The 24,714-nt window shown below is 58.4% G+C and carries 22 protein-coding genes; 8 read left to right on the top strand and 14 right to left on the bottom strand.

The annotated features are described in order from the left end of the window. The first annotated feature begins 64 nt into the window (after window positions 1-64). Window positions 65-709: a TetR/AcrR family transcriptional regulator gene (locus R3D51_19175; GenBank protein MEZ5901608.1), complete on the top strand. Its 645-nt coding sequence runs from the start codon at window positions 65-67 to the stop codon at window positions 707-709. Window positions 710-969: 260 nt separating this feature from the next. Next, window positions 970-1,275 carry a hypothetical protein gene (locus tag R3D51_19170; GenBank protein MEZ5901607.1) on the top strand — a complete coding sequence of 102 codons (306 nt, stop codon included), beginning with the start codon at window positions 970-972 and terminating at the stop codon, window positions 1,273-1,275. Window positions 1,276-1,353: 78 nt separating this feature from the next. Here R3D51_19170 and R3D51_19165 read toward each other — a convergent pair whose 3' ends face one another. From R3D51_19165 to R3D51_19150, 4 genes are all read right to left on the bottom strand, one after another. After that, window positions 1,354-2,490 carry a nitronate monooxygenase gene (locus R3D51_19165; GenBank protein MEZ5901606.1) on the bottom strand — a complete coding sequence of 379 codons (1,137 nt, stop codon included), beginning with the start codon at window positions 2,488-2,490 and terminating at the stop codon, window positions 1,354-1,356. A 63-nt stretch (window positions 2,491-2,553) separates the two neighbouring features. Continuing rightward, window positions 2,554-3,741, bottom strand: coding sequence for a cytochrome P450 (locus R3D51_19160; protein ID MEZ5901605.1), 1,188 nt, complete (start codon window positions 3,739-3,741; stop codon window positions 2,554-2,556). Window positions 3,742-3,820: 79 nt separating this feature from the next. Then, complete coding sequence (locus R3D51_19155) at window positions 3,821-4,915, bottom strand: acyl-CoA dehydrogenase family protein (protein ID MEZ5901604.1); 1,095 nt, start codon at window positions 4,913-4,915, stop codon at window positions 3,821-3,823. A 3-nt stretch (window positions 4,916-4,918) separates the two neighbouring features. Further along, window positions 4,919-6,139, bottom strand: coding sequence for an acyl-CoA dehydrogenase family protein (locus tag R3D51_19150; protein ID MEZ5901603.1), 1,221 nt, complete (start codon window positions 6,137-6,139; stop codon window positions 4,919-4,921). Window positions 6,140-6,370: 231 nt separating this feature from the next. On the opposite strand from R3D51_19150, the gene R3D51_19145 reads away from it, so the two are divergent. The 4 genes from R3D51_19145 to R3D51_19130 are packed head-to-tail and all read left to right on the top strand — an operon-like array spanning window position 6,371 to window position 9,224. Next, window positions 6,371-6,709 carry a hypothetical protein gene (locus tag R3D51_19145; GenBank protein ID MEZ5901602.1) on the top strand — a complete coding sequence of 113 codons (339 nt, stop codon included), beginning with the start codon at window positions 6,371-6,373 and terminating at the stop codon, window positions 6,707-6,709. Between the two features lie 36 nt (window positions 6,710-6,745). After that, a complete protein-coding gene (locus R3D51_19140; GenBank protein ID MEZ5901601.1) occupies window positions 6,746-7,897 on the top strand; it encodes a thiolase family protein in 1,152 nt (383 codons plus the stop codon). 4 nt (window positions 7,898-7,901) lie between these two features. Continuing rightward, entirely contained in the window at window positions 7,902-8,327 is a 426-nt protein-coding gene (locus R3D51_19135) for a Zn-ribbon domain-containing OB-fold protein (GenBank protein MEZ5901600.1), read from the top strand. Window positions 8,328-8,357: 30 nt separating this feature from the next. Beyond that, entirely contained in the window at window positions 8,358-9,224 is an 867-nt protein-coding gene (locus R3D51_19130) for a MaoC family dehydratase N-terminal domain-containing protein (protein MEZ5901599.1), read from the top strand. Window positions 9,225-9,277: 53 nt separating this feature from the next. On the opposite strand, the gene R3D51_19125 is transcribed toward R3D51_19130, so the two are convergent. From R3D51_19125 to R3D51_19080, 10 genes are all read right to left on the bottom strand, one after another. Continuing rightward, window positions 9,278-10,513 carry an acyl-CoA dehydrogenase family protein gene (locus tag R3D51_19125; GenBank protein ID MEZ5901598.1) on the bottom strand — a complete coding sequence of 412 codons (1,236 nt, stop codon included), beginning with the start codon at window positions 10,511-10,513 and terminating at the stop codon, window positions 9,278-9,280. Window positions 10,514-10,617: 104 nt separating this feature from the next. Further along, window positions 10,618-11,400: an enoyl-CoA hydratase-related protein gene (locus tag R3D51_19120; protein ID MEZ5901597.1), complete on the bottom strand. Its 783-nt coding sequence runs from the start codon at window positions 11,398-11,400 to the stop codon at window positions 10,618-10,620. A 115-nt stretch (window positions 11,401-11,515) separates the two neighbouring features. Continuing rightward, window positions 11,516-12,763, bottom strand: coding sequence for an ABC transporter substrate-binding protein (locus R3D51_19115; GenBank protein MEZ5901596.1), 1,248 nt, complete (start codon window positions 12,761-12,763; stop codon window positions 11,516-11,518). Window positions 12,764-12,860: 97 nt separating this feature from the next. Further along, window positions 12,861-14,105 carry an ABC transporter substrate-binding protein gene (locus tag R3D51_19110; GenBank protein ID MEZ5901595.1) on the bottom strand — a complete coding sequence of 415 codons (1,245 nt, stop codon included), beginning with the start codon at window positions 14,103-14,105 and terminating at the stop codon, window positions 12,861-12,863. A 45-nt stretch (window positions 14,106-14,150) separates the two neighbouring features. Beyond that, the gene (locus R3D51_19105; GenBank protein MEZ5901594.1) at window positions 14,151-14,969 is read right to left on the bottom strand and encodes an ABC transporter ATP-binding protein; all 819 of its coding nucleotides are present in this window, start codon (window positions 14,967-14,969) and stop codon (window positions 14,151-14,153) included. Between the two features lie 8 nt (window positions 14,970-14,977). Further along, on the bottom strand, window positions 14,978-16,051 hold the full coding sequence (locus R3D51_19100) for a branched-chain amino acid ABC transporter permease (protein ID MEZ5901593.1): 1,074 nt from the start codon (window positions 16,049-16,051) through the stop codon (window positions 14,978-14,980). 3 nt (window positions 16,052-16,054) lie between these two features. Continuing rightward, complete coding sequence (locus tag R3D51_19095; protein ID MEZ5901592.1) at window positions 16,055-16,942, bottom strand: branched-chain amino acid ABC transporter permease; 888 nt, start codon at window positions 16,940-16,942, stop codon at window positions 16,055-16,057. Further along, window positions 16,943-18,850: an AMP-binding protein gene (locus tag R3D51_19090; protein ID MEZ5901591.1), complete on the bottom strand. Its 1,908-nt coding sequence runs from the start codon at window positions 18,848-18,850 to the stop codon at window positions 16,943-16,945. Between the two features lie 7 nt (window positions 18,851-18,857). Continuing rightward, on the bottom strand, window positions 18,858-19,652 hold the full coding sequence (locus R3D51_19085; GenBank protein ID MEZ5901590.1) for an ABC transporter ATP-binding protein: 795 nt from the start codon (window positions 19,650-19,652) through the stop codon (window positions 18,858-18,860). Window positions 19,653-19,703: 51 nt separating this feature from the next. Beyond that, complete coding sequence (locus tag R3D51_19080; GenBank protein ID MEZ5901589.1) at window positions 19,704-20,567, bottom strand: SDR family oxidoreductase; 864 nt, start codon at window positions 20,565-20,567, stop codon at window positions 19,704-19,706. 1,415 nt (window positions 20,568-21,982) lie between these two features. Here R3D51_19080 and R3D51_19075 point away from each other — a divergent pair. Both R3D51_19075 and R3D51_19070 read left to right on the top strand, forming a co-directional pair. Continuing rightward, window positions 21,983-23,629 carry an NAD(P)/FAD-dependent oxidoreductase gene (locus R3D51_19075; GenBank protein MEZ5901588.1) on the top strand — a complete coding sequence of 549 codons (1,647 nt, stop codon included), beginning with the start codon at window positions 21,983-21,985 and terminating at the stop codon, window positions 23,627-23,629. A gap of 225 nt (window positions 23,630-23,854) precedes the next feature. After that, window positions 23,855-24,691, top strand: a complete 837-nt coding sequence (locus R3D51_19070; protein MEZ5901587.1) for an NUDIX hydrolase — start codon at window positions 23,855-23,857, stop codon at window positions 24,689-24,691. The last annotated feature ends 23 nt before the right edge of the window (window positions 24,692-24,714 follow it).

Below are 24,714 nucleotides of genomic sequence, written 5' to 3'. Positions count from 1 at the left end.
TTGACTATGGGGCCTTAAATATCACGAATCATTCCCGTATTCCCTGGATACTCGGCATGCTCTCATGAAGAAAGCATCGACAGCAAGGCGCGGCCGCCATGCCTCTGCCTGGAAAAGCGTCGTCCTCAGTCGGGAACAGCAGTTCTCGCTTAAGAGGGGCGCGCTGCTTCGTGAAGCCGGCCGCGCGTTCAGCCTTCGCGGCTATCACAACACCTCGCTCGAGGATGTGGCGAAGACCTTGGACGTTACCAAGGCCGCGCTCTATTACTACGTCAAGAACAAGCAGGAAATTCTCTTCGAATGCCACATGATGTCGCTAGACTTCGGCGACGAGGCGATGAAGTACTGCGAGGAACACGGCAAGACCGGCCTCGAAAAAATTCTCCTGCTTATCGACAAGTACGTCAAAACCATCACCAGCGAGATGGGCTCCTTCGCCGTGCTCGGCGAGTACGACGCACTGGAGCCGCAGAACAAGGCCGTCGTCGGCAAACGCCGCGACGAGTTCGACCGCGGCTTCCGAAAACTGATCTCCGAAGGTGTTGCCGACGGAACGGTGCGTGCCGTTGATCCCAAGCTGACGGTGTTCTTCTTCATGGGGTCGATCAACTGGATGACGCGATGGTTCACGACTGAGGGACCGCTCACAGGCGAGCAGGTCGCCCGGCAATTTGTCGATCTCATAGAGGGGGCTCTGCGGAGCCGCTGATCCAACCGCGACAGCCCCAGCGGCGAAGCGTCGCGTGCGGAAACGCCGAGAATCTTTTCTGCGAAAAATGACCAGCCTGAGCGGCGCAAAGACGATGCTACTTTCATTCCTTCCAGACCGGTTTGCGCGCCTCGACGACGCTACCTGCGGCTCACCTGTTAGCCCAGTTCACGCGCGAGTAAGAGTACCTACTAGGATACGAGCTGGAAGCCGACGCCATCGTCGATCATGACGAACTGGCGGGATGCAAGTGACGACCGTTGGCGGTAGCCCCGAAATCGGCTCGCCTGTTTCGATGGGCATGCGCGATCCCCGTTTCCTCCAACATGGCGTCCAACCGTGTCGAGTTGGCGGCGACGCTGGGTCCCGATCAGTTTGAGGTCGGGCGTGGCCTTGTCGGCGACGCGGCGGACGCGTCCCTGCTTTGCCGGCGCATTAACCCGGCGCTCGAGGGCGCCGTGAACTTCACCGCCAAAGCCGGCGCTACTGCGAACGGAAAATTCCCGCGCCACAAGTCGCCGGACGAGCCACGCCGGGCCCTCCGTCGCGCGGGCCGCGTTCTCTGAAGTCGGCGGCAAAAGTTGCAGATGGACCGATCACCTTGGGTCGAGAGCACTGTACGAAGTTTCCTCGATCGTAAGAGCTCAGTCAGCCAACGTTGCGGATAGCCGCTCGACCGCCTCCGCATAATCCCGCTTGAAATCCAAAACGACGGATCGCGCCGACTGCTCAGAATTCATGAGACCGACCGCTTGGCCGACGAAATAGGCAGCAAGTTCCTTTGCACCGCTGTGGCCGCCAGCCGCAAGCTTATCGATCTTCGCAAACGGGGGGCGACTGAGCAGTCCCTGCAGCGGCATGGGGAGCGGATCAGGCGCATCTTTCGTACCCCAGGCATCCGACCACGCTGATTGCAGCTGGCGCGTGGGCTTGCCGGTTCGGCTGCGAGAACGGACCGTGTTACGCGAAGTCGCCTTCAGCATCTTCTCTTTGACGATGGGTGTCGTTTCCGCCTCTGTCGTCGTCAGCCACACGGAGCCGGTCCAGGCGCCCGCAGCCCCCATGGCCATGCAAGCCGCCATTTGCCGGCCAGTCGCAATGCCGCCCGCCGCCAAGACATAGATGTTCTTATAGGGCTCGATCGCCTGGAGCACTTCGGGAATCAGCACCATCGTCGCGATCTCTCCGCAATGGCCTCCAGCCTCTCCGCCCGCAGCCACCAAAATATCGACTCCAGCCTGCGCGTGCTTGACGGCGTGTTCTCTTGCACCAGTAAGCGCGCCGACCATGATGCTGTTCTTTCGAGCGCGGTCCATCACCGATTTTGGCGGCACACCCAATGCATTCACAAAGAGCTTGATCGGATGTTTGAAAGCAACGTCAATGAGCTTTAGGGCACCGGCTTCCCGCATGTTGTCCGAGGAGCGGCCGTCGTATTCGCCGTTCCACAGATCAAATGAATCGATTCCGTGCCGATCGAGAATATCTTCGACGAACTTGCGGTGACCCACAGGGATCTGTTCGCGGAGCTGATCGTCGGTCAGCGCACCTGACTTGTCCTCCATCTTGTTGGGGATAAGCAGGTCGATACCATAAGGCTTGCCTCGGACCTTCTTGTCGATCCAATCCATTTCGATCTCAAGACTATCTGGCGTTAAGCCGACCGCGCCAAGGACGCCAAACCCGCCCGCATTGGTCACTTCCGCGACGACATCGCGGCAGTGGGTAAATGCAAAGAGCGGAAACTCTATGCCGAGTTTGTCACACAATTCGGAGTTCATGTTGCTCTTCCCGTCTATGGTCAATCACGCTAGGCCAAAGCGATTCCGTTTCGTGGTTCATCTTTATTCAAACCTCAAGGGCAGCACGCGGGGCCCTCTTACGGCACCTTCCGACCATCTTACGGCCTTGGGGTCCGCCAGATGAAACTCGGGAATGCGCTTGAGAAACTCCTCGACGGCCACGGTCAGCTCCATGCGCGCCAGATTGGATCCGATGCAACGATGGATGCCGAGACCGAAGGCGGCATGTCGATTTTCCTTGCGATCGATGATGACCTTGTCGGCATCAGGAAACATTGCAGGATCGCGATTAGCAGCGGGGAACGAAAGCAGCACCATCTGACCCGCCTTGTACGGACAGCCCTCAACAACGGTATCCTTGGTTACCATGCGTGCCATCGTCACGGGGGAATAGGCTCGCAATAATTCCTCGATCGCCATCGGCATCAGGGCGGGGTCCGCTGCAAGCCGGCGCCTGTCTTCAGGCGTTCTGGCCAGATGCCACAAGCAGGCCCCGATCCCGCTCCACGTCGTATCAATGCCGGCAATAAGGAGCAGGCGCAGAGTTCCCAGAATGTGATTGTCCGTAAGAGGTTTCCCGTCGACACGAGCAGCAACAAGATAGCTGATGAGATCTTCAGATGGGGTCTTTCGGCGCCGTTGCACCTGTTCAAGGAGGTAGGCGGTCATTTCCTCCAGCGTGCGCACCATCGCTTCGTCATCGAGAACTGCCGCCTCGACCAGCCCATGCACCCAATCGCGGAATTTTTCACCATGATCCGCCGGCAGACCAAGCATTCGCGCGATCACAAGCACAGGGATATGTTGGGCATAGTCGAGCGCCGCGTCGCACTGGTTCTTTCCGGCGAACCGGTTTATCAACTCGTTGCAAATGGCGCGCGTTTCGGGAATCAGCTTGTCGATGGCTGCGGGGGTGAAAGGCGGTAACAGTACCATGCGCGCTAGGCGATGGTGTGGGGGATCGGAGGTGATGGGCGGCGCCGGCGATTTTACAGGTGGCGGGGTGGTGCGCACTTGTACACGGCGCGACGAGAAAGCTTCGGTGTCATATGCGATCTTGCGAATGTCTTTGTAGCGGGTAGGCAAGTATACCCCCTGAAACCGATCCGTATGCGCAACGGGGCAAGAGCTGCGCAGCTCAGCCCAGATTGGAAAAGGGTCCTCGATCCATCGCGGGTCGAGATGATCGAAATCTGTTGCCCAATCCTCGACAGGTGGACGGATATTCATCTTGCCTCCCGGGCGTTCAAGGATGTCCTGCGGTCCGGCAACGGCGAGCGCCGGCCGGACCGAAAAGCCAAATTCGAACTCAGATGGTTAACCAACCCTGCACGGCTGCAGCCTCCTGCCGACAGCGCTCTGGCGCTCCCAGCATCTGACGGTTAAACGCGATGCGCTTGAACCAATAGTGCAAGCCAAGCAGGTCGGTGAATCCCATCCCTCCATGCACTTCCGTGGTCAGACGCGCAATTTCCCTGCCGACCTCGCCCAAATGGGCCTTGGCTTGCAACGCCATGATGCGAGCTTCCTCGGGCACTGCATCTTGCGCATGCGCTGCGTACCAGACCAACGCTCGACACGGCTCCAACATCGTCACCAGATCTGCAAGGGTATGCTTGACGCCCTGGAAGGAACCGATGACGCGATTGAACTGAACCCTCTCCTTCGAGTAAGCAAGCGCTCGGTCGAACATGGACTGCGCTGCCCCCAGTGTATCTGCCGCGAGGACAACTCTTCCTGCATCAACCACACGGGCCGCAACTACCCGGGCATCATTGGCGGCGTCCAGATTGATCGCTCTTGAATCATTGAGCTCGTAGCGTGATACCGGACGGGTGCGATCGAGGCTTCCGCGCATATCGATGGCGACTCCCATCTCATGGGCATCGACGAGAGCTGCGCGACCATCTGGCAGAATTACGAGGATGTGAGATGCGGCCCCGGCATCAAGAGGTCCAGTCACAATCCCGCTGATCCGATCGCCGTCGAGCTGCACCGAGGCGTCACCTGTCTGTCCGACTCCGCCAGCGAACGCGACGCTTATTCTAACTTCGCCGCTCGCAATCTTGGGAAGCCACTTGGCTTGCTGCGCCTCGCTTCCTGCAGACATCAGCGCCAGCGGCGCCATGACCACGCTCGCCGAGAAAGGCACAGGTGCCACATGATAGCCCAGGCTTTCGGCAACAACGGCGGCATCCAGCACGGTTAGTCCACTACCGCCGAATCGCTCCGGGACCAGAAGTCCTACGATACCCTGCTCGACCAAGCCCTCCCACAGCGTCGCATCAAAACCCGTGCCGATCTCGGCAACCTTGCGCAACCTTTCGAGAGAAAGCTTTTCTTCGAGAAGGCCGCGCAGCGAGTTCTCGAGCATCCGCTGCTCGTTGCTAAGACCAAACTCCATGGGTCATTCCTTAGGGCCAAGTTTGATGTCGGCTGTGGGCTCGCGAGGCAAGCCAAGCCCGCGCTCGCCGATGATGTTCCTCTGGATGTTGGACGAACCACCGCCGATGATAAGACCGATATCGTACATGTTGTCGATCTGCCACGTCGTGGCCTCGTCGTCTTCCAGCGCCTCGCCCTTCGGCTCATAGGGCAGACCGGCTGCACCAAGCACATCGACGGCAAGCGAAGATAGACGATACGCGATCATGGTGCCGTTCAGCTTGACTATCAGACGCCTGACGCCGGACTCTTCGCCTCTCGACTGCTCACTCAACAACCGGAGACCGTGGAACTTCGACGCCAGAACTTCACCCTGAATCCTGAGAAGCCGATCACGATACTCTGGAATTTGAATTGTCGGCACACCCTCCAGAGAAGTCTTCTTCATGAGCTCGATAACCCGGGCGAGCCGATAAGTAAGCTTGTTGGGATCACCGAGAAGGAGACGCTCGTACTTTAGGGTCACATTCGCGACATGCCAGCCGTCACCGCGCGTCATCACTATCTGGTCGACTGGAACACGCACATCAGTCAGGAACGTTTCATTGAATTCGGCGCGCCCCGTCATTGTCACCAACGGCCGAACGTCGATGCCAGGGGCGCTCATAGGAACCAAGAGGTATGAGAGTCCTCCGTGCTTGCCCTTTTCTGTCTCGGTACGGCAAAGCAGGAACATCATGTCGGCGAAGTGAGCCGAGCTCGTCCAGATTTTTTGGCCGTTGATGATAAAATGGCCATCCTCGACTCGAGCATGTGTCTTTGCGGCGGCGAGATCCGAGCCAGAACCCGGTTCTGAGTAACCCTGACACCAGATGACTTCGCCGCGGATAGTCGGACCGATCCATTTAGCGCACTGCTCTTTGGATCCGACCTCGAGGAGGGTCGGAACGAGCATCGATATCCCTTGATTCATGATACCAGGAGAAACACCGGCCGAAGAAAACTCGTCGGCTATGATCGCTAGCTCCATCACGTCCAGCGGTAACCCAAAACCGCCGTAGTCCTTGGGGATATTGCGCGCGAAATATCCGTGCTGGAGAAGTAGATGCTGCCACTCCAGCGCCCGCTTGTCAGGCCGTTTGCGGCCGCCGCCCGTTCGCGGCGACAAATGGCCGTAGCTTTTCACGAAGCCGCGAACCTCCTGCTGCAGCGCTCGATATTTGGGACCATAGCTCAAATCCATGAGCGTTCTCCTCCATGCGCGCTACTTTGTGCCAAGCCAGCGGGATCCGCTGCATCAAACCTAGCTCCTCGTTTATCTACATCGCGCAAGAACTGGCGATCCTGACCACGCCTCAACTCACGACTGTGCGGGCCGCCGATAGCCTGATATTTGACTTCATGGCGCAACAATTCTAACGTTTGTTCGGTTCATATTGTTACTTCCCACGACCGGCGTCAAGGAGTTCGCTCCGTGGATTTCAATCTATGCATGTACTGCACGATTGGTCGGCCGCAGGAGCTCAAAGCTGGCATGGCCGGCAAGCGGCCCGAACCCTATCAGCGCATGTTGCAAGAGATCGCGGGGTACGTCCAAGTCGCTGAACAAGCCGGTTATACCGGTTTCGGATACTCGAGCACCACCTGCAGATCGACAGGCTTTGAGGTCGCCAATGAGTTCGCCGCTATAAGCGTATTCCGGGTGAACGAGTGTTTCCGGCTCATTCCGCGAAGCATTCACGAGCGCGGCCAGGATTTCGGCTCGCTGGAGCTTTTTGCGAATAGAATCGCACCGAGCTTCGCCTGTCGCTAGGACAACTGCCCCGCAGTGCATTCGAGGAGACTACAGATGGTATTGAAGGAACGGGTCGCCATAACCGGCGTCGGCGAGACGGCCTACAGCCGCAACTCCGGAAAAAGCGTGCTCGCTCTCCAGCTCGAAGCCTCGCTGAAGGCCATCGAGGACGCCGGATTGTCGCCAAGAGACATCGACGGGATCATTCCCTATTCGAATTCAGCTGTCGTCGCCGAGGATTTCGTGACTAACTTCGGTATCGAGGATCTTCGTTTTTCAGCCACAACGCCTCTCGGAGGCGCGAGTTGCGTGGCCGGAATTCAAGCCGCACTCCTGGCGATCGGTGCGGGTCTTTGCAATCATGTCCTGCTGCCGATCGGACGGAACGGCTCGTCTGCAGGCCGTATCGGCACACGCGTACAGCAGATGCCGCAGTTCAAGGTTGTCGGCGAATTCGAGATGCCAATCGGGGCAATCGCGCCGGCGCAGCTCTACGCCCCGATGGCACGGCGGCATATGGAGCTCTACGGCACGACAAGCCGCCAACTCGGCGAGATCGCCGTGTCGACACGCCACAACGCGGCCCTGAACGGCAATGCGATGATGACGAAGCCTGTCACGATCGAAGATCATCAGAATTCGCGCATGATCTCCGATCCGCTGCGGTTGCTGGACTGCAGTCTCGAGAGCGATGGCGGTGCTGCAATCGTCGTCAGCGCTGCCGAGCGCAGCAGAGATTTGCGCCAGAAGCCGATCCTCATCATGGGCGTCGCCGAAGGACATCCCGACTCTCCGAGTTCGATCACCCAGCGTCCCGACATGACGCGTTTGGGCATCGCCAAAGCCGCACCCAAGGCGTTTGCGATGGCGGGCGTTACGCCTCGGGAAATTCAAGTGGCCGAGATCTACGATTGTTTCACGTATGTCGTGCTCTGCCAGCTGGAAGATATCGGCTTCTGCAGGAAGGGCGAGGGCGGGCCGTTTGTCGAGAGCGGCGCCATAAGGCTTGGCGGCAGGCTCCCGGTCAACACGCATGGCGGTCTGCTGTCCCAAGCGCACATGGTTGGGATGAATCATGTGGTCGAGCTCGTAAAGCAGCTCAGGGGGAGTGCCGGAAAAGCCCAAGTAAACGGCGCTGAACTGGGTCTCGTCTCCGGTTACGGCGACATGGGCGACGGGTCGGTCGCGATCATGAGGAGAGGTTGAGAGTATGATTGGCGACACATATTCGAGGCTCGTGCCCGAACCGACACCAGACACTATGCCCTATTGGGAGGGCCTCAACGAAGGCAAGTTGCTGCTTCAGCAATGCGCGGGCTGCGGAAAGGTCCGGCATTATCCCCGGCCGGTATGCGATGCATGCCATTCCTTCGAAACCCGGTGGGTCGAGGCATTAGAGCAAGGTACGATTCACAGCTGGACGATTACGCATCATCCGTTTCACGACGCTTACAGGTCCGACCTGCCCTGCACGCTGGTGACGGTCGATCTGGAGGAAGGCGTGCGCATGCTGGGGCGACTGCATGCGCCGGCGGACACGCGGCTCGAGATCGGCATGCCCGTCCGCCTCGTTTTCGAGAAAGCGAAACCCGGCCTCACACTGCCCGGATTCGTTCTTGCAGCGCCCGCGAGCTGACATGCCTGCACCCAGCCTGGGAGAATGACGATGGCTGCCGAAATCGACATTGACAGTTTGCGCAAGCACATAGGCGCGAAGATCGTGGAAGAAGACGAAGCCACGCGAGCGCCGCTCTTCGGGCTCGTGGCTGCATTCGACCGAGACGATCAGGTACCCACCAGGGGCGAAGCGATTCCGCCGGGATGGCACCTCGCCTATTTCCATTCCTTCGCGCGCAGGGCGACGCTGGGCGAGGATGGCCTGCCAACGTCGGGGGGCGTCATTCCCGATGTGCCGTTCCCGCGGCGCATGTACGCGGGCACGAGCCTGACGTTTCATCATCCGCTGCTGGTGGGGGACGCGCTCAAGCGCGAGACGGAACTGACAGACATGACGTTGCGTTCCGGCAGTACGGGCCCTCTCATCTTTGCCACGCAAACGCGGCGCATATTCTCGCCACGCGGCCTCGCGATCGTGGAGGAGAGTTACACCGTGTTTCGCGACGCCGTGAAGCCGGGGGAGAAAAGCGGGATACCGAAGCGAGATACGCCGCCCGCCGACCTACCGTGGACGCGGCAGATCACAACGGAACCGGTATCGCTGTTCCGCTATTCTGCTGTGACCTTCAACCCGCATCGTATTCACTACGATCGGACTTACGCGACAACCGTGGAGGGTTACCCCGGGCTGGTGGTGCACGGCCCTTATTCGCAGCAATGCCTCATCGATCTCGTCCGGGACAACAATGCGAGCAGGACGATCGCCTCATTCACGCAACGCGCGCGTGCACCTTTGTTCGATACCACGCCGTTCGACGTCGCCGGACGCCCCGTCGACGGCGGCGCGGGCGCCGAGCTGTGGGCAATGACGCCGGGCGGGACCATCGCCATGGAGGTGCAACTGCGGTTCACCTGACCCGTTTGGCCGCGGGAACCGCCGGCGGACAAGTCGTCAACTTCCGCCCTGGCCTAGAGATCGACGTCGCCTGCCAACAACCGCTGGGCAATCATCCGCGTCAGAATTTCATTCGTACCGTCGGCAATGTTGACGATCCGAAGGTCTTGCCAAGCGTGAACAAGACCGATTTCGTTCGTCAATCCCATGCCGCCGTGTGTCTGAATTGCGCGATCCACGGCGCGAAATCCGGCTTGTACCGAATAGGCCTTTGCCATTGAAAGCTCCTTCGGCGCCTTATCGCCGCGGTCGAGGAGCATCGCTGCATTCAATCCCATCAGGTGCGCGGCATGCAATTCCGTGGCTGCCTCGGCTATCGGGAACGAGACGGCTTGATACTCCGCGATCTTGGCACCGAAGGCCTCACGTTGCTTCGAATAGTCGATGGCCATTTCCAGCGCCCATCTTCCCTGTCCGACAGCACGGGCAGCGTTGTAGACCCGACCCAGCGAGACTCCATAAAGTGCGATCTTAAATCCCTCGTCGAGCTCGCCGACCAATTGCCAGGGCTGCACATCGACATCCTCAAGCACGAGAGCGCCCTCGTGACCCCCGGCGTGACCAAACAAGCGCACTACACTCTCAACATGGAATCCTCGTGCATCGGTTGGAACGAGAAATGCGCTGATGCCTCCAGCCTTTCGCGCGGCTTTCTCGACATCGGTGATGGCGAAAACGACACACCATTCCGCGGTGGGAGCGTTTGTTGTCCAAAGCTTGCGGCCAGAGATTTTCCAGCCTGGTCCGGTCTTGCCAGCCCGCGTCTTGATCATGCTGGCGTCTGAGCCAGCCCCTGGCTCGGAAAGACCAAAGCACATCGATGTCTTCCCAGCCATCATGCCCGCCAGACATCTCTCGCGGGCCTCCTCCGTGACCTGGGTGAGTAACCGGCTGGGACCGAAGGCCCAATGAGCAATGACCCAGGGAATGATGACGCCCTGTCCTCCGAGTCGGCGATATATCGCCTCCCAGGCCACGTAGTAGGCCAGATGCCCCAGCCCCCCTCCTCCGATTTCCGCGGGTGCGCACATCGCATAGAAGCCGGCTTCGGCCGAAAGCATCCTGACTTCTTGGATCAACTTGCGTACTTCGGCCGAGTATCGACCGTATTCGTCATACAGGCGCCGCTGATCTTCGAGAAGCGCGCGATTCCGGTCAATCAGCGGAACGACCTGCGACTCGACGAAGCGCAGAACGCCGTCGCGCACTTCAATGACGTCTTCGGGAAGCTCAAACGCAACACTGCCCACTGCGATCGCTCCCCTAATTCTTGACAAATAAAGTAACACGCATCGCGGAGTTGCTGAAACCGTGCGTTCTGAACTCCCGACAGCGCCGTTCGATCGTGGCGGCCCTACCTGCCCTGCCAGACCGGCTTGCGCTTTTCGGCGAAAGCTCTGGGGCCTTCAATTGCGTCTCGGCTGGCATAAACGACCTCGTGAAGGCGAGCGCCTTCTACCAGCCCGGCGCGGCATCCGAGATCCATTGTCGCGCGAACACTGGCCTTGGCCGCAATTACGGACAACGGCGCGCCGGCGGCAATCCGTCGTGCCAGATCCATCGCACGAGACCGCACTGCGTCGGGTGTATCTTCAAGATAATTGGTGAAGCCGTAATCGTGCAGCCGTTCAATTGGCATGAGATCGCCGGTCAGAACGATCTCCATAAGGATCGCCTGAGGGAGCATATAGAGGGCCGGAGCGGCCCACGGCGAGCCGCGACCGATCTTGACCTCCGTGATCCCGACTTTGGTTCTCTTGAGACCCACGCGCAGATCGCACATGAGCGACAGCATCATCCCTCCCGCCATGAGCGAGCCGGTCATCGCGGCAACGATCGGCTTCGAGCAGGCGCGCATGCGCTCGTGGAAAGGATCGCGCATTTTGGAGAGGATATCGACGTGCTCATTGCGAGCGATCTCGGCCGCCTCCTTGAGGTCAAGCCCTGCGCTGAAGACGCCACAATCGGCAGAGGTTAGAATTACCACTCGGATCTTGGCATCCGCTTCGATCTGATCCCACGCGTCGGCCAGTCCATTGGCGGCCGCCACAGATAGAGCGTTCTTGCGCTCAGGACGATTGATAAAAACGGTAGCAATACCCTCATCGACGCTGACTTGGATTGGACTATCAACCATGGAGTTCACTGGCTTTCGCGCTGAAGATTGGCGGCTCGGCGACGGATGCATTGCCCGCCGCCGAGCCGGATTGCACCCGCCGACGCGTATGCTATTAACTCGTTGGGTGCCTGAATTACTCGACCTTGAATCCAGATGAACTCGTCTTCACGATCTGCCAGATCAGGTCCTGATAGGCTGATAACCAAGCAGTCTGCGGCACCCACTTCTGGCCGTCCCACATTTCGATCCGCGTCTTGCCCCCGCCGCCATGGTCTGCCGCCGTTACAGTCACGGGGGCAAGCAGGCCATTGGCGTCGAAGTCCTTTATGCTCTCATATCCGCCCTTCATCGAGGCTGCGGTCACCGGCCAACCCGCCTGTTTGATGGCGTTGCGGGTAGCCTCGAAAGCGACCGAATAGATAGCTAAACCGGTATTGTAATACACGTCCTTCAGGTTTTTCTCGGGCCCGCTGCCTTTGCCTTTGGCATAAAGCTCTGCCGTCATCTCCCTGATGATCGGAACATCCTGACCACCGACGACGTTTGTTCCACGCTTGATCCCCTTGGCAGCCTCGGGACCAATATTGGCAATATCCACCTCGTTAAGCCAGTTGACCGAAATGTACTTTTCGATCGGATAGCCGTTGCGCTTCATTTCTTTGGCTGCCACGACATGTCCTCCGGCCAGCAGCCAGCTGATCATGAAATCAGGCTGGTCGCGTCGCACCTGTGTCCAAACGCTGGTCTGATCGCTGCCGGGCAAAGGTACAGGATAAAGCTTTAGTTCAAAGCCCTCGCGTTCGGCGAGAGTCTTGAGGATACCGATCGGCTCCTGACCAAAAGGATAGTCGAGATAGATAAATCCGATCTTGGCCCCTTTCATGTCGCCGCCGCGCAGTTGTTTGATATAGGCGATATCGTTGGCAGCCTGCCCCCAATAAGTTGCACCCACTGGAAAGATCTGAGTGAAGATCGAACCGTCGATGGCGTCACCGCGCCCGACCAACGACTGGATAAGGACATTCTTCTCCTTCATGATCCGCGGCAGCACCGCGATCGACACGGGGGTCGACAGCATGTTAAAGACGAAGACGCCTTCACGCTTAAGCTTTTCGTAGCATTCAATGCCGCGCTGGGGCTCATTGCCGTGGTCCTGAACCACGATCTCGATCTTGTGCCCATCGATGCCGCCCTTCATGTTCGTAAGCGCGGCAAGATCCTGCGCGGCTTGCGCCACCTGCGGTGAGATGAAGGTATAGGATTTACTGAGATCAAAGCACGCACCGAATTTCAAGGTCTCCTGAGCTAAAGCCTGCGCGCATCCTGCGACGCTGATGGCAGCGGCGACCACGAGCCATTTTATTGCTTTTTCGACCGACATTCTCATCTCCCGTCTGTTAGTCCCAAATTTCCAATCCTACATCTCCGCTATCCGCAAAGCCTTGCACCGGCGCTGCGCCGAGCGGAGCCCTCAAAGGCTAGTTTCGATATTTGGAGGAACTCTTCCTCACCACTTCCCAGATCAGATCCGTATAGGCCGCCCTCCATTCTGTCTGCGGCACCCATCTCTGACCATCCCACATCTCGATGCGGGTCTTGCCGCCGCCACCATGATCGTTCGATGTCACCGTTACCGGTGCCATCAGCCCGTTGGCATCATAGTTTGTGATGTGTTGGAGCCCTTCACGCATTGCCGCGGCAGTGATCGGATCGCCCTGCAACTTGGCAGCTTGGCGAGCGCCTTCGAGGATCATGGAGTACATGGCCAGTCCAGTGTTGTAGTAGACATCCTTGAGGTTTTTCTCCGGCCCGCTGCCTTTGCCCTTCTTGTAAAGCTCAGCGATGATCTCCTGGATCAGCGGAACATCCTGCCCACCTGCAACGTTGGTGCCCCGCTTCAACCCCTTGGCTGCCTCGGGGCCGATATTGGCAATATCCACTTCGTTCAGCCAATTGACCGAGATATACTTGTCCATTGGGATGCCGTTGCGCTTCATCTCCTTCGATGCCACGACATGCGCCCCTCCCAACAGCCAGCTGATGATGTGGTCGGGCTGGTCTCGGCGAACTTGAGTCCAGATGCCGGCCTGATCGTTGCCAGGGAGCGGCACCGGGTAGAGCTTCAACTCGAAGCCTTCCACCTTGGCCAGTGTCTCGAGAATTGGAATCGGCTCCTGACCGAACGGATAGTCGAGATAGACGAATCCGACTTTCACCCCGCGCAGATCGCCGCCATGCACCTGTTTCAAGTAGGCAACATCGTTGGCGACCTGCCCCCAGTAAGTGGGCCCCAGCGGGAAAACCCACTCAAACACGGCGCCGTCCACGGCATCTCCGCGGCCGACCAATGCCTGGATGAGGATGTTCTTGTCCTGCATAACTCGCGGCAACACGGCGAGCGAAACGGGGGTCGACAGTGTGTCGAAGATGAAGACACCTTCTCGTTTGAGCTTTTCGTAGCACTCGATGCCGCGTTGCGGCTCATTGCCATGGTCTCGCACGATGACTTCGATCGGAGCACCGGCGATCCCACCCTTGAGATTGGTTAGCGCGACCAGATCCTGTGCCGCCTGCGATACCTGGGGCGTGGCGAAAGTGTAGGCCTTGCTCAAATCGTAGCAAACGCCAAGCTTGAGCGGTTGTACGGCACTGGCCTGAGGCGCTATCGAAAGCACCACGACGCAGGCGATTGCCGCACTTGCAAGCAACCTCGAAAATCCCATGATGAGCTCTCCTCCCTTCACAAATGCCGGTCTGGACGTTCCTGATCAGCTGAGCCAGCGCTTGCGCCTGCGATAATGCTTGATGTCGTGAAAACTCTTGGCTTCGCTACCGCCCAGGTAGAACTCCTGAATATCGGAGTTTGCCTTCAGCCTTTCCGCCGTGTCATGCATGACAACGCGCCCATTCTCGATCAGATAGCCATGCGAGACGATATCGAGAGCCGCAAGCGCGTTTTGTTCGACAAGCAGGACGGACAGGCCGTGATCGCGATTAATGCGTTTGATGATTTCGAAAATCTCGGCCACCAGAAACGGAGCTAGGCCCAAGCTAGGCTCGTCCAGCATCAGTAAACGCGGTTGCGTCATCAAGGCCCGCCCGATTGCGAGCATTTGCTGTTCACCGCCCGAAAGATATCCGGCAAGCGCAGACTTTCGCTCGGCCAGGCGTGGAAAGTAGTCGTAAATGCGCGCTTTATCCGAAGCGACCCGCGCCCTCGACATCGACGTTGGAGCCGCCGCTTCGAGGTTCTCATCCGGCGTCAGATGTTCGAAAACCCTACGTCCCTCGATCACATGGCAAATCCCGAGATCGACCCGCTCCTGAGGCGGACGGTCGCCAATTGCTTTGCCGTCAAAGCGGATCTCACCTCGGCTCACCTTCCCGCGTTCCGCGGCCAGAAGGCCACTTATTGCTTTCAATGTCGTACTCTTCCCGGCTCCGTTGGATCCAAGAAGCGCAACCACCCCTCCGTGCGGCACCTCGATCGATACTCCCTTGATGGCAAGCATGACCGAATCGTAAAGCACCTCCACACTGTTCATCGACAGTATCGGGCTATCTTTGTGGATCTCTTGCGGATTCATGGCGGGTCCTATTTCTTGAACTGGTCGAAGGGCCAGACCAGGAAATAGTCCCTGATGTTCGCATAGAGCTTTCCGAGGCCTAAAGGCTCAACCAGCAGAAAAATGATGATCAAAGCGCCGTAGACGGCCGTCGGGATATGAGCGAGCGTTTCATTGCCGAGTTGAAGTCCAAACAGGCCCGCTGCCTTAGCAAGGATTTCGTTCGCAATTCCTGGCATAAGGAGAATCAACGCCACTCCAAAATACGTGCCGATGATGCTGCCGAGCCCTCCGACGATGATCATGGCAAGCACCTGGATCGAAACGTTTACCGAGAATTGCTCAGGCGCAGCCAGGAAAAAGAACGTCGCAACGAGAATGGCTCCGCCGATCCCACCGATGAACGAGGAAGCCGAAAAGGCAATCAGCTTGTAGTAGAAGCTGTTCACGCCAAGGATTGCAGCCGCATAGTCCTTTTCACGTACTGCAACCAAGGCCCGTCCCAAAGCGGTTCGGCGCGTGTTCATCATGAAAATGGTAACCAACGCACACCATCCGAGTGCCACATAATATAGTCCTTTGTCTGAAGCGATTTCCTGCCCAAAGAGGGCAAAACGAGGGGATTGAAGCGAGGCGTGAGAGCCGCCAGAAATCGCGGGCGAATGGTTTAGCACCCAGTCCATTACGAACTGCATGGCAAGCGTGACGATCGCAAGATAAAGCCCTTTCACGCGCAGGGCCGCGAAGGCAAACAGGCTTCCTATCAACGATGCGGCAAGGCCGCCGATCAGAAGAGCGAGCTCCCAGGGAGTGCCGAACCTAGCCGCGTGTACGGCCGCATAGGCTCCCACCGCCATAGTAGCAGCGTATCCCAGATGCAGTTGCCCTGCCCAACCCGTCACTAGATTGAGACCGAGAGCCGCCGCCGTCCAGATCAGCCACGGTTGAACGTAGCTGTTCAAATACAACGAACTCAGAAGGAACGGTGCAGCGATGGCAACAATAGTAAGGAGAATAAGCAGGGTCCGGTCCGTCGGCACCGGGAACAGCTTGCTGTCCGACTTGTAGCTCCCATGACGGACACCCGCGAGAGGATAGAACATACGTCACACTCTTTCGATGTCGTGGCGGCCGAAGAGTCCATGCGGACGCAACACGACGGTGAAGATCAGCACGGCAGCAACGATCAGATCACGGCTACCTCCTCCAACTACTGAATCGAGATAGGAGGAGCCTACGTTCTCAACGATCCCAAGGAAAATTCCGGCAAGAACCGCGCCGGCAATGCTGTCGAGACCGCCCAGGACGGCCACTGTAAGTCCCTTCAGCAGAAGCTGCGAAAGCGATTGGTCGACGCCCTGGATCTCTCCCCAAATCACACCTGACGCAACCGCAATCACGGAAGCCATACCCCATGACAAAGCTACGCCGCGCTCGACGGAGATCCCGATCGACCAAGAAGCGACATAATCGTCCGAGATTGCACGTAATCGGATTCCAAGGCGCGTTCGGAAGAACAGGAAAAGTCCCACAAAGAGTGCGAGCGCGACGCCAGCTCCGGCCAGATTTATCCGGCTCAGCAGTAGCGGCCCCAGAAACAAAGGATCGTAGCTGATGCCCAGCTCCATCGAACGGGAGGTGCCGCCCCACACAGCCAAGGTCGTACCGCGTATAAAGATATCGATACCGAGCGTCATCATCAGGATCATGACGATCGGACGCCCTGCCATCCGCCGCAGCGCCACCTTCTCCACGGCAAAGCCGGCCAGAAACATGATGATCGTTGCGGCAGCTATGGCCAGCCACAATGGGAACCCCAGCTGCCGGGAAAGGGCCAGCACCGCGTATGCGGCCAACATCGTCAATGCGCCCTGAGCAAGATTGGGAACCGACGACGATTTGTAGATCAGCACAAGCCCAAGTGCGAAAAGCGAGTAGAGCAATCCGGTCAATGCACCATTTACACCAAGCTCGCTGAGAAATGCGATGTCCATTCAGACCTCCCGGATGGCCAGCGTGCGTTCCACGAGGCCGACATCGCCGCTCTCGTACCTCACCGCGGCTTTCACATGTATCTGTTTCGATCCATCGTAAAGCGCAGCAATAACCGGCTCGTACCGCTCTTCGACGACTGCGCGGCGGAGCTTGCGGGTGCGCGTGATTTCACCATCATCCGGATCGAATTCTTTGTGGAGGCTGACGAATCGATGCAGTTTCAGCGCTTCTGGAAGCGCTTTGTTGACCCGGTGAAACGCATCGCGGAGCAACTCGGAAATCTCCGACCGTTGCGACAGGTCCGCGTATGAGACATAGGGCACGGCGTTGGTTTCGGCCCAATGCCCGGCTGCCTCCAGGTCGATGCAAACAATGGCCGTCAATTCATCCCGGCCGGCTCCGAATACGGCCGCGTCTTTGATGTACGGGCTGAACTTCAGCCGGTTCTCGATGTAATTCGGGACGTAGCGTTCGCCGTTTTTGGTATGGACAACTTCGGAAACGCGTCCCAGCACGACGAGGTGGCCGTCGTTCTCCAGATATCCGGCATCGCCGGTGTGCAGCCAACCGTCTTTGAGCGCTTCCGTGGTTGCCGAAGGATTGTTGTGGTACCCGCGAAACACGCTTTCTGCCTTAAGCAGTATTTCACCCGCGTCCGTCACCTTTACCTGAACGCCAGGAAGCGGTCGGCCTACGGTATGTAGCTTGACTTCATCGGGCGCCTGAATGGCATTGAAGGCTGCATTTTCGGTCTGGCCATAAAGCTGTCGCAACTTGATCCCCAGCGCACGGTAGAAAACAAACGTATCCTCCCCAATGGCTTCGCCACCCGTGAACGCGCTCTTCAATCTGCTGAGACCGTACAAATCTTTCACGGGCCCGAAGACAATGCGCTCGCCCAGCAACCGGGCCAGCCATTCCAGACGGCCAGGCTTTTTCCCATCGAGCTTTCGCCTTTCCGAGGCAACCGCTCTGTCCGTAAAAAAGTGGTAGAGCCATTTCTTCAACGGAGTGGAGTTCTCGATTCCCACCTGAATGGAGGTTAGTAAGTTGTCCCAGCTGCGCGGAGCAGCTAGATAAAGGCTGGGCGCGATCTCGCGCATGTCACGCAAAACCGTTTCCTGCCTTTCCGGTACATTGACGGTAAAGCGAAAAGCGATTGCGGCAGCAACCGTCAGGGCAAAATCTCCGACCCATGCCATCGGCAAATAGGCGAGAACCTCTTCACCGTGGCAGAACGCCCCGCCCGCATGGGCATTGCGAGCTGCGGCGACGACATTTCTGTGGCTGAGCACGACCCCCTTTGGTTTACCGGTCGTGCCCGACGAATGCAGGAATATCGCAGGATCGTCCGGCATAGCACGATCGACTAAGCCATCCCGCAGCTCCGGATTTGACTTGAGATTTGTCCTACCTTTGTCCTGAAAGTCCTCCCACGACAGGAGCCCCGGCGCGTCATAAGTGTTAAGGCCCCTCTTGTCCTCGTAGACGATATATTGGATCGCGCTGCCATCCTCCCGCAAATCGAGAAATTTGTCGACCTGCTCCTGGTCTTCCGCGAGCGCCGCCACAACCTTCACTTCACCGACGAAGTGGCGCAATTCGTCCAGTGTCGTCCCCGGATAGGCTGGCATCGCATATGCTCCCAGCATCGACGATGCCGTCATGCCCGCATAAAGGCGCGCGCGGTTGTCGCCAAGGATCATGACGGCGTCGCCCGACCGAACTCCGAGAGCGTCCAAACCAGCCGCGCAAACCAGCACCTCACCGAAATACTCGGACCATGTCATCTCCTTCCAAATGCCGCGATCCTTTTCCCGCATCGCGATCTTATCGCCATGCTGGGCGGCGTTGTAAGCTAGAAGGCGCGCCAAGGTATCGTCTGCGGCACTTGCTTGCATACCCATCACTTTTTCATGCCGCATGACCGACACCAATATAGGCTTCGATGACTCGCTGATCCTTGACAACCTCCCTTGGTTTGCCCGTTGCGATCATTTCTCCGTAGTTCAATGCCAGCACGCGATCACATATGCCGGTAATCACATCCATGCTGTGTTCGATCAACAAAACGCTCACGCCGCGCTCCGCGCGCGCATCGAGAATGAACCTTGCCATATACTCCTTCTCCTCCTGGTTCATTCCAGCCATCGGCTCATCGAGGATCAGAAGGCGCGGCTCCGCCACCAACGCGCGTGCAAGCTCGACACGCTTCTTCATTCCGATCGGAATGCCATCGACAAGGTCATCACGGACGCTTTCGAGTTGCAAAAACTCAACCACCTCCTCCACGATTTCACGGTTTCGCATTTCATCCGGACGCGCCAACCACCAATAGAGCGCCGTGCGAATCACGCCGGGGCGCATGTGGACGTGTCGGCCAAGCAAGATGTTGTCGAGCACACTCATGCCATTGAACAGAGCCAGATTCTGAAATGTGCGAGCGACGCCCAATCCGGCCACCTTGTGGGGCGCCGTGCCTGTAATGTCCTTGCCGTCTAGCTTGATCGTCCCCTTGTTGGGCGGATAAAAGCCGGTTATGGCGTTTGTCAGCGTGGTCTTGCCGCTACCGTTTGGCCCGACAAGACCGAAGATCTCGCCGCGATAAACGCTCAAATCGACTCCGGTCACAGCAATTAGACCGCCGAAGCGACGTTCAACGCCGGTACATTGTAGGATCGGCACCGCTTCGCAGAACTCTTTTGCCATGCACTTTTCCGTCATACCCTTTCGATCCGCATTAGCGGCTCGCAAACCTGATTAGCCTATTCTGAAGTAATCTGGACGCCCCGTCGGCCACGGATCACCCCACATTTGCTGACCGCCGTCGACCGTCAGAATTTCGCCGGTGATGAACTTGCCCGAGGGTGCAGCCAGATAAACAACGGCCTCGGCAACGTCCCACTCGTCACCTGACCGGCGCATCGGATTTGCTTCCTCAAAAGTGGCCGCGCCTTCTGGCGGATAGTTGCCGAATCCGTTGCTTTTGCAGCATCCAGGCGCGACGCAATTGACCCTGATGTTGTACGGCGCCCATTCCACCGCCACTGATTTGGACAGATAGATCACGCCGGCGCGAGCTGCGCAGGAGTGCGCAATGCCGGGTAAGCCGCGCCAGATGTCGGCAACGATGCTTACTATATTGCCAGGCTGTTTTGCCGCGACCCATCTCTTCGCTGCAGCCTGCATCATCCACCATGTCCCATTAAGATTGGTATCGATTACTGCATTCCAACCCTTGGGCGAGTAGTCGAGCGCCGGCTGCGGAAATTGACCACCAGCGTTGTTGACTAGAATATCCAGCCGCCCGAAGCGCTCGTACACCGCACTCATGAAAGCAGCTACCTGCTCGGGATCGCGTATGCTCATCCGCTGGCTCAGGACATCGCCGCCGAAGCCGCGCAAATGGTCCGCAGCGCTTTTCAGTTTTTCTTCATTGCGGCCGCAAATCGCCAATGATGCGCCAAGCCGCGCGAAGAGCGAAGCGATTGCCCGTCCCAAGCCGCTGCCAGCGCCAGAAACGACGACGGTTTTTCCTTTGAAAAGATCGGGCCTGAAAACCGTCGCGCAATTGCGCAACTCGGATTCCGAGAACCCGAATGGCCCTCGCGGTGAACTATCCATTTCCTCCCTCCCCGATCCCTTATGTCGGGCTTGATCATATCTAACATGTGTTAGAAAATGCTGCAAGGGCGGTTCGTCTCCAGGAAAGTGCAGCTGTCGCTCTTCCTCGGTAGGGAAAAGTAGGTTTCTTTCTCGGCGCGTTTCTCGTCGTTCTGATCCCACCACCCGGATTATATCATTGTGGAACGGCGCCATAACGGCGTTCCGCATGAAGCCGGGCTTGTCCTAGGTGTTGACTGACTCTGGGCGCAGGCCTCTGTCCAACGCCACGCGATGTTGAACGTTTCCTCAGAGGCGACCATCCCGGGCGGCATTCCGATCAGCCTCATCAACCAGGCCACGCGACTCAATGATGTCATGATGGCATTCCATCGACTATCTCAAGCTTGCCGACGCGCTATCGACTTGTCGAGAACGTCGGTCGATTGTTGCATCGCCTTCTCAAGCGCCCTCTCCGGCAAGTCGACGAGGGTCGCCACGTCGTGGTCAATCAGGTCTGTGCGCCGCTAGTCGCGCGATGGGCGCGGAAATCACGCTGGTCGCCGCGCGCGCGCCGGGTGGACGACGCGAGTGTGAGACCTTTCGCGGAAGGGTGCCCACCAGCAGTGCGGTTTTTCGAAGTGGTTGCCCTGAGGGCCGCTTTGTGGGTTACTCTTCGGCGAGTTTGCGACAGCGTGTGCTCAAGGCGGCGGACAACAGCAACAAAAAGAGCGCCCGCTCCGCCGCGTATCTGGCAGCTGGCCGACTGTTTTCCCGACCCTGCATGACGATGTCACCTCCGGCCATGCAGACGCCCCATCTCCACGAACGACGGCGCTGTCTCAGGATCAACTCAAATACTGGGAACTGATAAGATTTCCCCACGATTTGGGTTTCTCCATGACCGACACGGCTTCGCGCGGCCCCACAAACGGGCAACAGGCTCCCACTTCGCATCATGTCCTCTCGCCCCTTCGGTGTCAGAGTTGCATTCTTGGAGCGGTCTACTCGATCCTTCATTGAAATCGGACGAAACCTCAGCTTCCTCGGTTAGGGCCGAATGAACAACCTACCGGGAGCACACGCCAACATCGGAACCTCTCTCACTCGCCAGAAGTGCGCCAGCCGCACTGACAGTACGCGTTTCGGCAACACTGATTTGGCGACATCAAACTTCAGAAGTTTGACTTTGCTCCACAAAATTTCTAACGTTTGTTCGGTCAACAGTGTTACCTTTCACGATCGATGTCAAGAAAATGAAAGGCGGTTCTAGGACGGCACGCGCATGCCATCTCGCAAGAGGTCAATCTCGGGCGGCAGGATCGAGGTTATCCACCAGAGGCGGAGATGTCGGCGTTCGTCAAGACGGAATCCGGCGATCATCGCCCTGAGGCAGATCGCGTCAGGTTCCGGCAAAAAAATACCGGAGCGCACAGATGGAAGCCGAGACGATCCCCAGCCTGTCCCGTCCCGAACCCGTAGCGGCTCTGGACTGGGACACCATCATCGTTGGTGCCGGCCTGTCCGGACTGTATCAGCTACATTGCCTGCGCGACCGGCTCGGGATGAACGTCAAGTTGTTCGAAATGGGCACCGGCGTCGGCGGTACATGGTACTGGAACCGTTATCCAGGTGCGCGCTTCGATAGTGAAAGCTACTCCTACGCTTACTCGTTCAGCCAAGAACTTTTGGACGAGTGGGACTGGAGCGAGCACTTCGCCGGCCAGCCGGAGACCGAGCGCTATTTGAACTATATGGCGGACAAGCTCGACCTGCGCCGCAGCATCAGCTTCTCGAGCAAGGTGGCCGCGTGCCATTACCGGGAGGACAGTCGCTTATGGAATGTGATCCTCGAGGACGGTTCGCGCCACAGCTGCCGCTTCTTAGTCACGGCGGTCGGCCCGCTCTCGGCCCCGACCTATCCGAATGTGCCCGGGCGAGAGAGTTTTGCCGGCGAGGCCTACCACACAGGATTGTGGCCAAAACATTCGGTGACATTCGAGGGCAAGCGCGTCGCGGTGATCGGGAGCGGGGCGAGTGGCGTGCAGGTGATCACCGAGATCGCCAAGACCGCCAAGACGCTGACGGTGTTCCAGCGTCGTCCCAACTGGTGCAAGCCGCTGCACAACCGGCCGATCTCGCGAGAGGAGATGCGGCGGTTGCGCGCATGGTACCCCGAGATGTTCTCGTTATGCGACCAGACTTCGGCTGGATTTCTTCATACCCCGGATGGCCGCACCACATTCGAGCTGTCACCCGAGGAGCGGGAGGCGTTTTGGGAGAAGCAATATCAGACGCCCGGATTTTCGATGTGGGTCGGCGGCTTCAAGGATATGATGACCGACCGCCGCGCGAACGAGGAAGTGTCAAAATTCGTCGCCAGAAAAATCCGTGAACGCGTGCATGATCCCAAAGTCGCCGACCTGCTGATCCCCAAGGATCACGGGTTCGGAACGCGACGGGTACCACAGGAATCCGGCTATTACGAGGTTTTCAACCGCGCAAACGTGGAACTGATCAGCATTCTCCATAACCCGATCCGACGCATCACGCCGACGGGGATCGAACTCGCGGACCGTAGCTTGGCTTTCGATATGATCGTATATGCGACCGGCTTCGATGCGATCACAGGCAGTTTTGACCGCATCGATATCTGTGGTCTCGGCGGCAGGAGGCTCAAGGAGAAATGGCGACAGGCGCTTGAGACCTTCCTTGGAATGATGGTGGCGGAATTCCCGAATATGTTCATGTGCATCGGACCGCATTCTGCCCTCGGCAACATTCCCCGCTCGGCCGAGTACAATGTTCTTTGGGTAGCCGAGCTAATCCGGTTTCTCCGCGAGCACGGCTATACTTTCGCGGTTCCCCGCGACGAAGCGGTCGAGGAATGGACAAATTTCGTGCTGAAGACCGGAGAGGGCTTGCTGTCCAACGAGGTGGATAGCTGGATGACCGGCATTAACCAGAATATCGAGGGCAAGCAAAAGCGGGTTGTAGCCCGCTACAGCGGTAGTGCGCCGGCCTTTCGCAAGAAGGCCAATGCGGTCGCCGAGGGCGGATATAGCGAGCTCATCTTGGCATGAACGGCAAGCCGGCGCGCATAACGGAAAGAGTGAGCAAATGAATTCAAGACTGTGTAAGTCTCGAGATGGGGCGCCCCCGGTCCCTCTCGCATTTTTCTTTACGATTCATCAGTGCTGGCGATACGCCACCTCGCCGCTCTCCGCTGCGGCTGCCGACGAAGTGCTGCGATCGCACCTACGGTCGACCATGAATAATCACTTTGGCATCATCTGCGGAGTCTTCGCATGACCGAGCCCGCACAACCACGAATCGCCGCGACACTCATGCTCGCGCGTGACGGCACGGACGGATTGGAGCTATTCATGGTCGTCCGCCATCATGAGATCGAATTCGCATCAGGGGCTTTGGTATTCCCTGGTGGCTCCGTCGATCCCGCCGATTTTGATCCGCGATGGCGCAATCTAGCAGTGGGTGTAGACTGGGCGAGCGACGAGATGTTGTGCCTCATGGCGGCGGCGGCGCGCGAGGCTTTCGAGGAATGCGGTGTCCTTTTCGCACGTGGGACGACCCGCGGCCCGCTCATCGAGGGCGCGCGCGCCGAGGCGCTGGGCAGGCGTTATCGGCAGGCAATCGAGAGGGGGGCGGTCGGATTCGCCGACATGATTGAACGTGAAGGTTTGGTGGCTGCCTTCGACCGGCTGGTGCATTTCGCCCATTGGATTACGCCACCGCACATGCCTAAGCGTTTTGACACACACTTCTTCCTCGCCGAAGCACCGCTTGATCATGTCCTGCGGCATGATGGACGAGAATCAGTCGATTCCATCTGGCTCACGCCCGCCCATGCGTGTAGCGAGGCCGACGCGGGCCGGCGGACTGTGCTGTTCCCGACGCAATTGAACCTTGAAAAGGTCGGCCGCCATCGAACTGTCGCAGAAGCGATCGCGGCTGGGCGTGATGCGAGAGTGGTGACGGTCAGGCCCGAGCCTCGCACGACCGACGAGGGGAGAATTCTGCGTATTCCGATGGAAGCGGGATATGGCGCGCAAGAGTTTCTGCTGATCGGCGGCCATGGTCAGCCTACCCGCATCGTCAGGCGGGATGAGGGCAGGAAAGCTTAACGGCCGCCCGTTTACCGCTGCCA

This window comes from Hyphomicrobiaceae bacterium (genome assembly GCA_041397645.1).
Lineage (GTDB): Bacteria > Pseudomonadota > Alphaproteobacteria > Rhizobiales > Hyphomicrobiaceae > Hyphomicrobium_B.
The sequence above is the reverse complement of the archived record's forward strand: the minus strand, read 5'-3'. Positions and strand labels throughout refer to the sequence as shown.

Bases quoted from the DNA above. Each gene is read 5' to 3' on its own strand.
- R3D51_19080 (MEZ5901589.1), bottom strand. From the start codon at position 20,567: ATGGATAGTTCACCGCGAGGGCCATTCGGGTTCTCGGAATCCGAGTTG.
- R3D51_19175 (MEZ5901608.1), top strand. From the start codon at position 65: ATGAAGAAAGCATCGACAGCAAGGCGCGGCCGCCATGCCTCTGCCTGG.
- R3D51_19130 (MEZ5901599.1), top strand. From the start codon at position 8,358: ATGGCTGCCGAAATCGACATTGACAGTTTGCGCAAGCACATAGGCGCG.
- R3D51_19085 (MEZ5901590.1), bottom strand. From the start codon at position 19,652: ATGGCAAAAGAGTTCTGCGAAGCGGTGCCGATCCTACAATGTACCGGC.
- R3D51_19105 (MEZ5901594.1), bottom strand. From the start codon at position 14,969: ATGAATCCGCAAGAGATCCACAAAGATAGCCCGATACTGTCGATGAAC.
- R3D51_19100 (MEZ5901593.1), bottom strand. From the start codon at position 16,051: ATGTTCTATCCTCTCGCGGGTGTCCGTCATGGGAGCTACAAGTCGGAC.
- R3D51_19110 (MEZ5901595.1), bottom strand. From the start codon at position 14,105: ATGGGATTTTCGAGGTTGCTTGCAAGTGCGGCAATCGCCTGCGTCGTG.
- R3D51_19115 (MEZ5901596.1), bottom strand. From the start codon at position 12,763: ATGTCGGTCGAAAAAGCAATAAAATGGCTCGTGGTCGCCGCTGCCATC.
- R3D51_19160 (MEZ5901605.1), bottom strand. From the start codon at position 3,741: ATGAATATCCGTCCACCTGTCGAGGATTGGGCAACAGATTTCGATCAT.
- R3D51_19075 (MEZ5901588.1), top strand. From the start codon at position 21,983: ATGGAAGCCGAGACGATCCCCAGCCTGTCCCGTCCCGAACCCGTAGCG.
- R3D51_19150 (MEZ5901603.1), bottom strand. From the start codon at position 6,139: ATGGATTTGAGCTATGGTCCCAAATATCGAGCGCTGCAGCAGGAGGTT.
- R3D51_19135 (MEZ5901600.1), top strand. From the start codon at position 7,902: ATGATTGGCGACACATATTCGAGGCTCGTGCCCGAACCGACACCAGAC.
- R3D51_19155 (MEZ5901604.1), bottom strand. From the start codon at position 4,915: ATGGAGTTTGGTCTTAGCAACGAGCAGCGGATGCTCGAGAACTCGCTG.
- R3D51_19070 (MEZ5901587.1), top strand. From the start codon at position 23,855: ATGACCGAGCCCGCACAACCACGAATCGCCGCGACACTCATGCTCGCG.
- R3D51_19120 (MEZ5901597.1), bottom strand. From the start codon at position 11,400: ATGGTTGATAGTCCAATCCAAGTCAGCGTCGATGAGGGTATTGCTACC.
- R3D51_19095 (MEZ5901592.1), bottom strand. From the start codon at position 16,942: ATGGACATCGCATTTCTCAGCGAGCTTGGTGTAAATGGTGCATTGACC.
- R3D51_19140 (MEZ5901601.1), top strand. From the start codon at position 6,746: ATGGTATTGAAGGAACGGGTCGCCATAACCGGCGTCGGCGAGACGGCC.
- R3D51_19090 (MEZ5901591.1), bottom strand. From the start codon at position 18,850: ATGGGTATGCAAGCAAGTGCCGCAGACGATACCTTGGCGCGCCTTCTA.
- R3D51_19165 (MEZ5901606.1), bottom strand. From the start codon at position 2,490: ATGAACTCCGAATTGTGTGACAAACTCGGCATAGAGTTTCCGCTCTTT.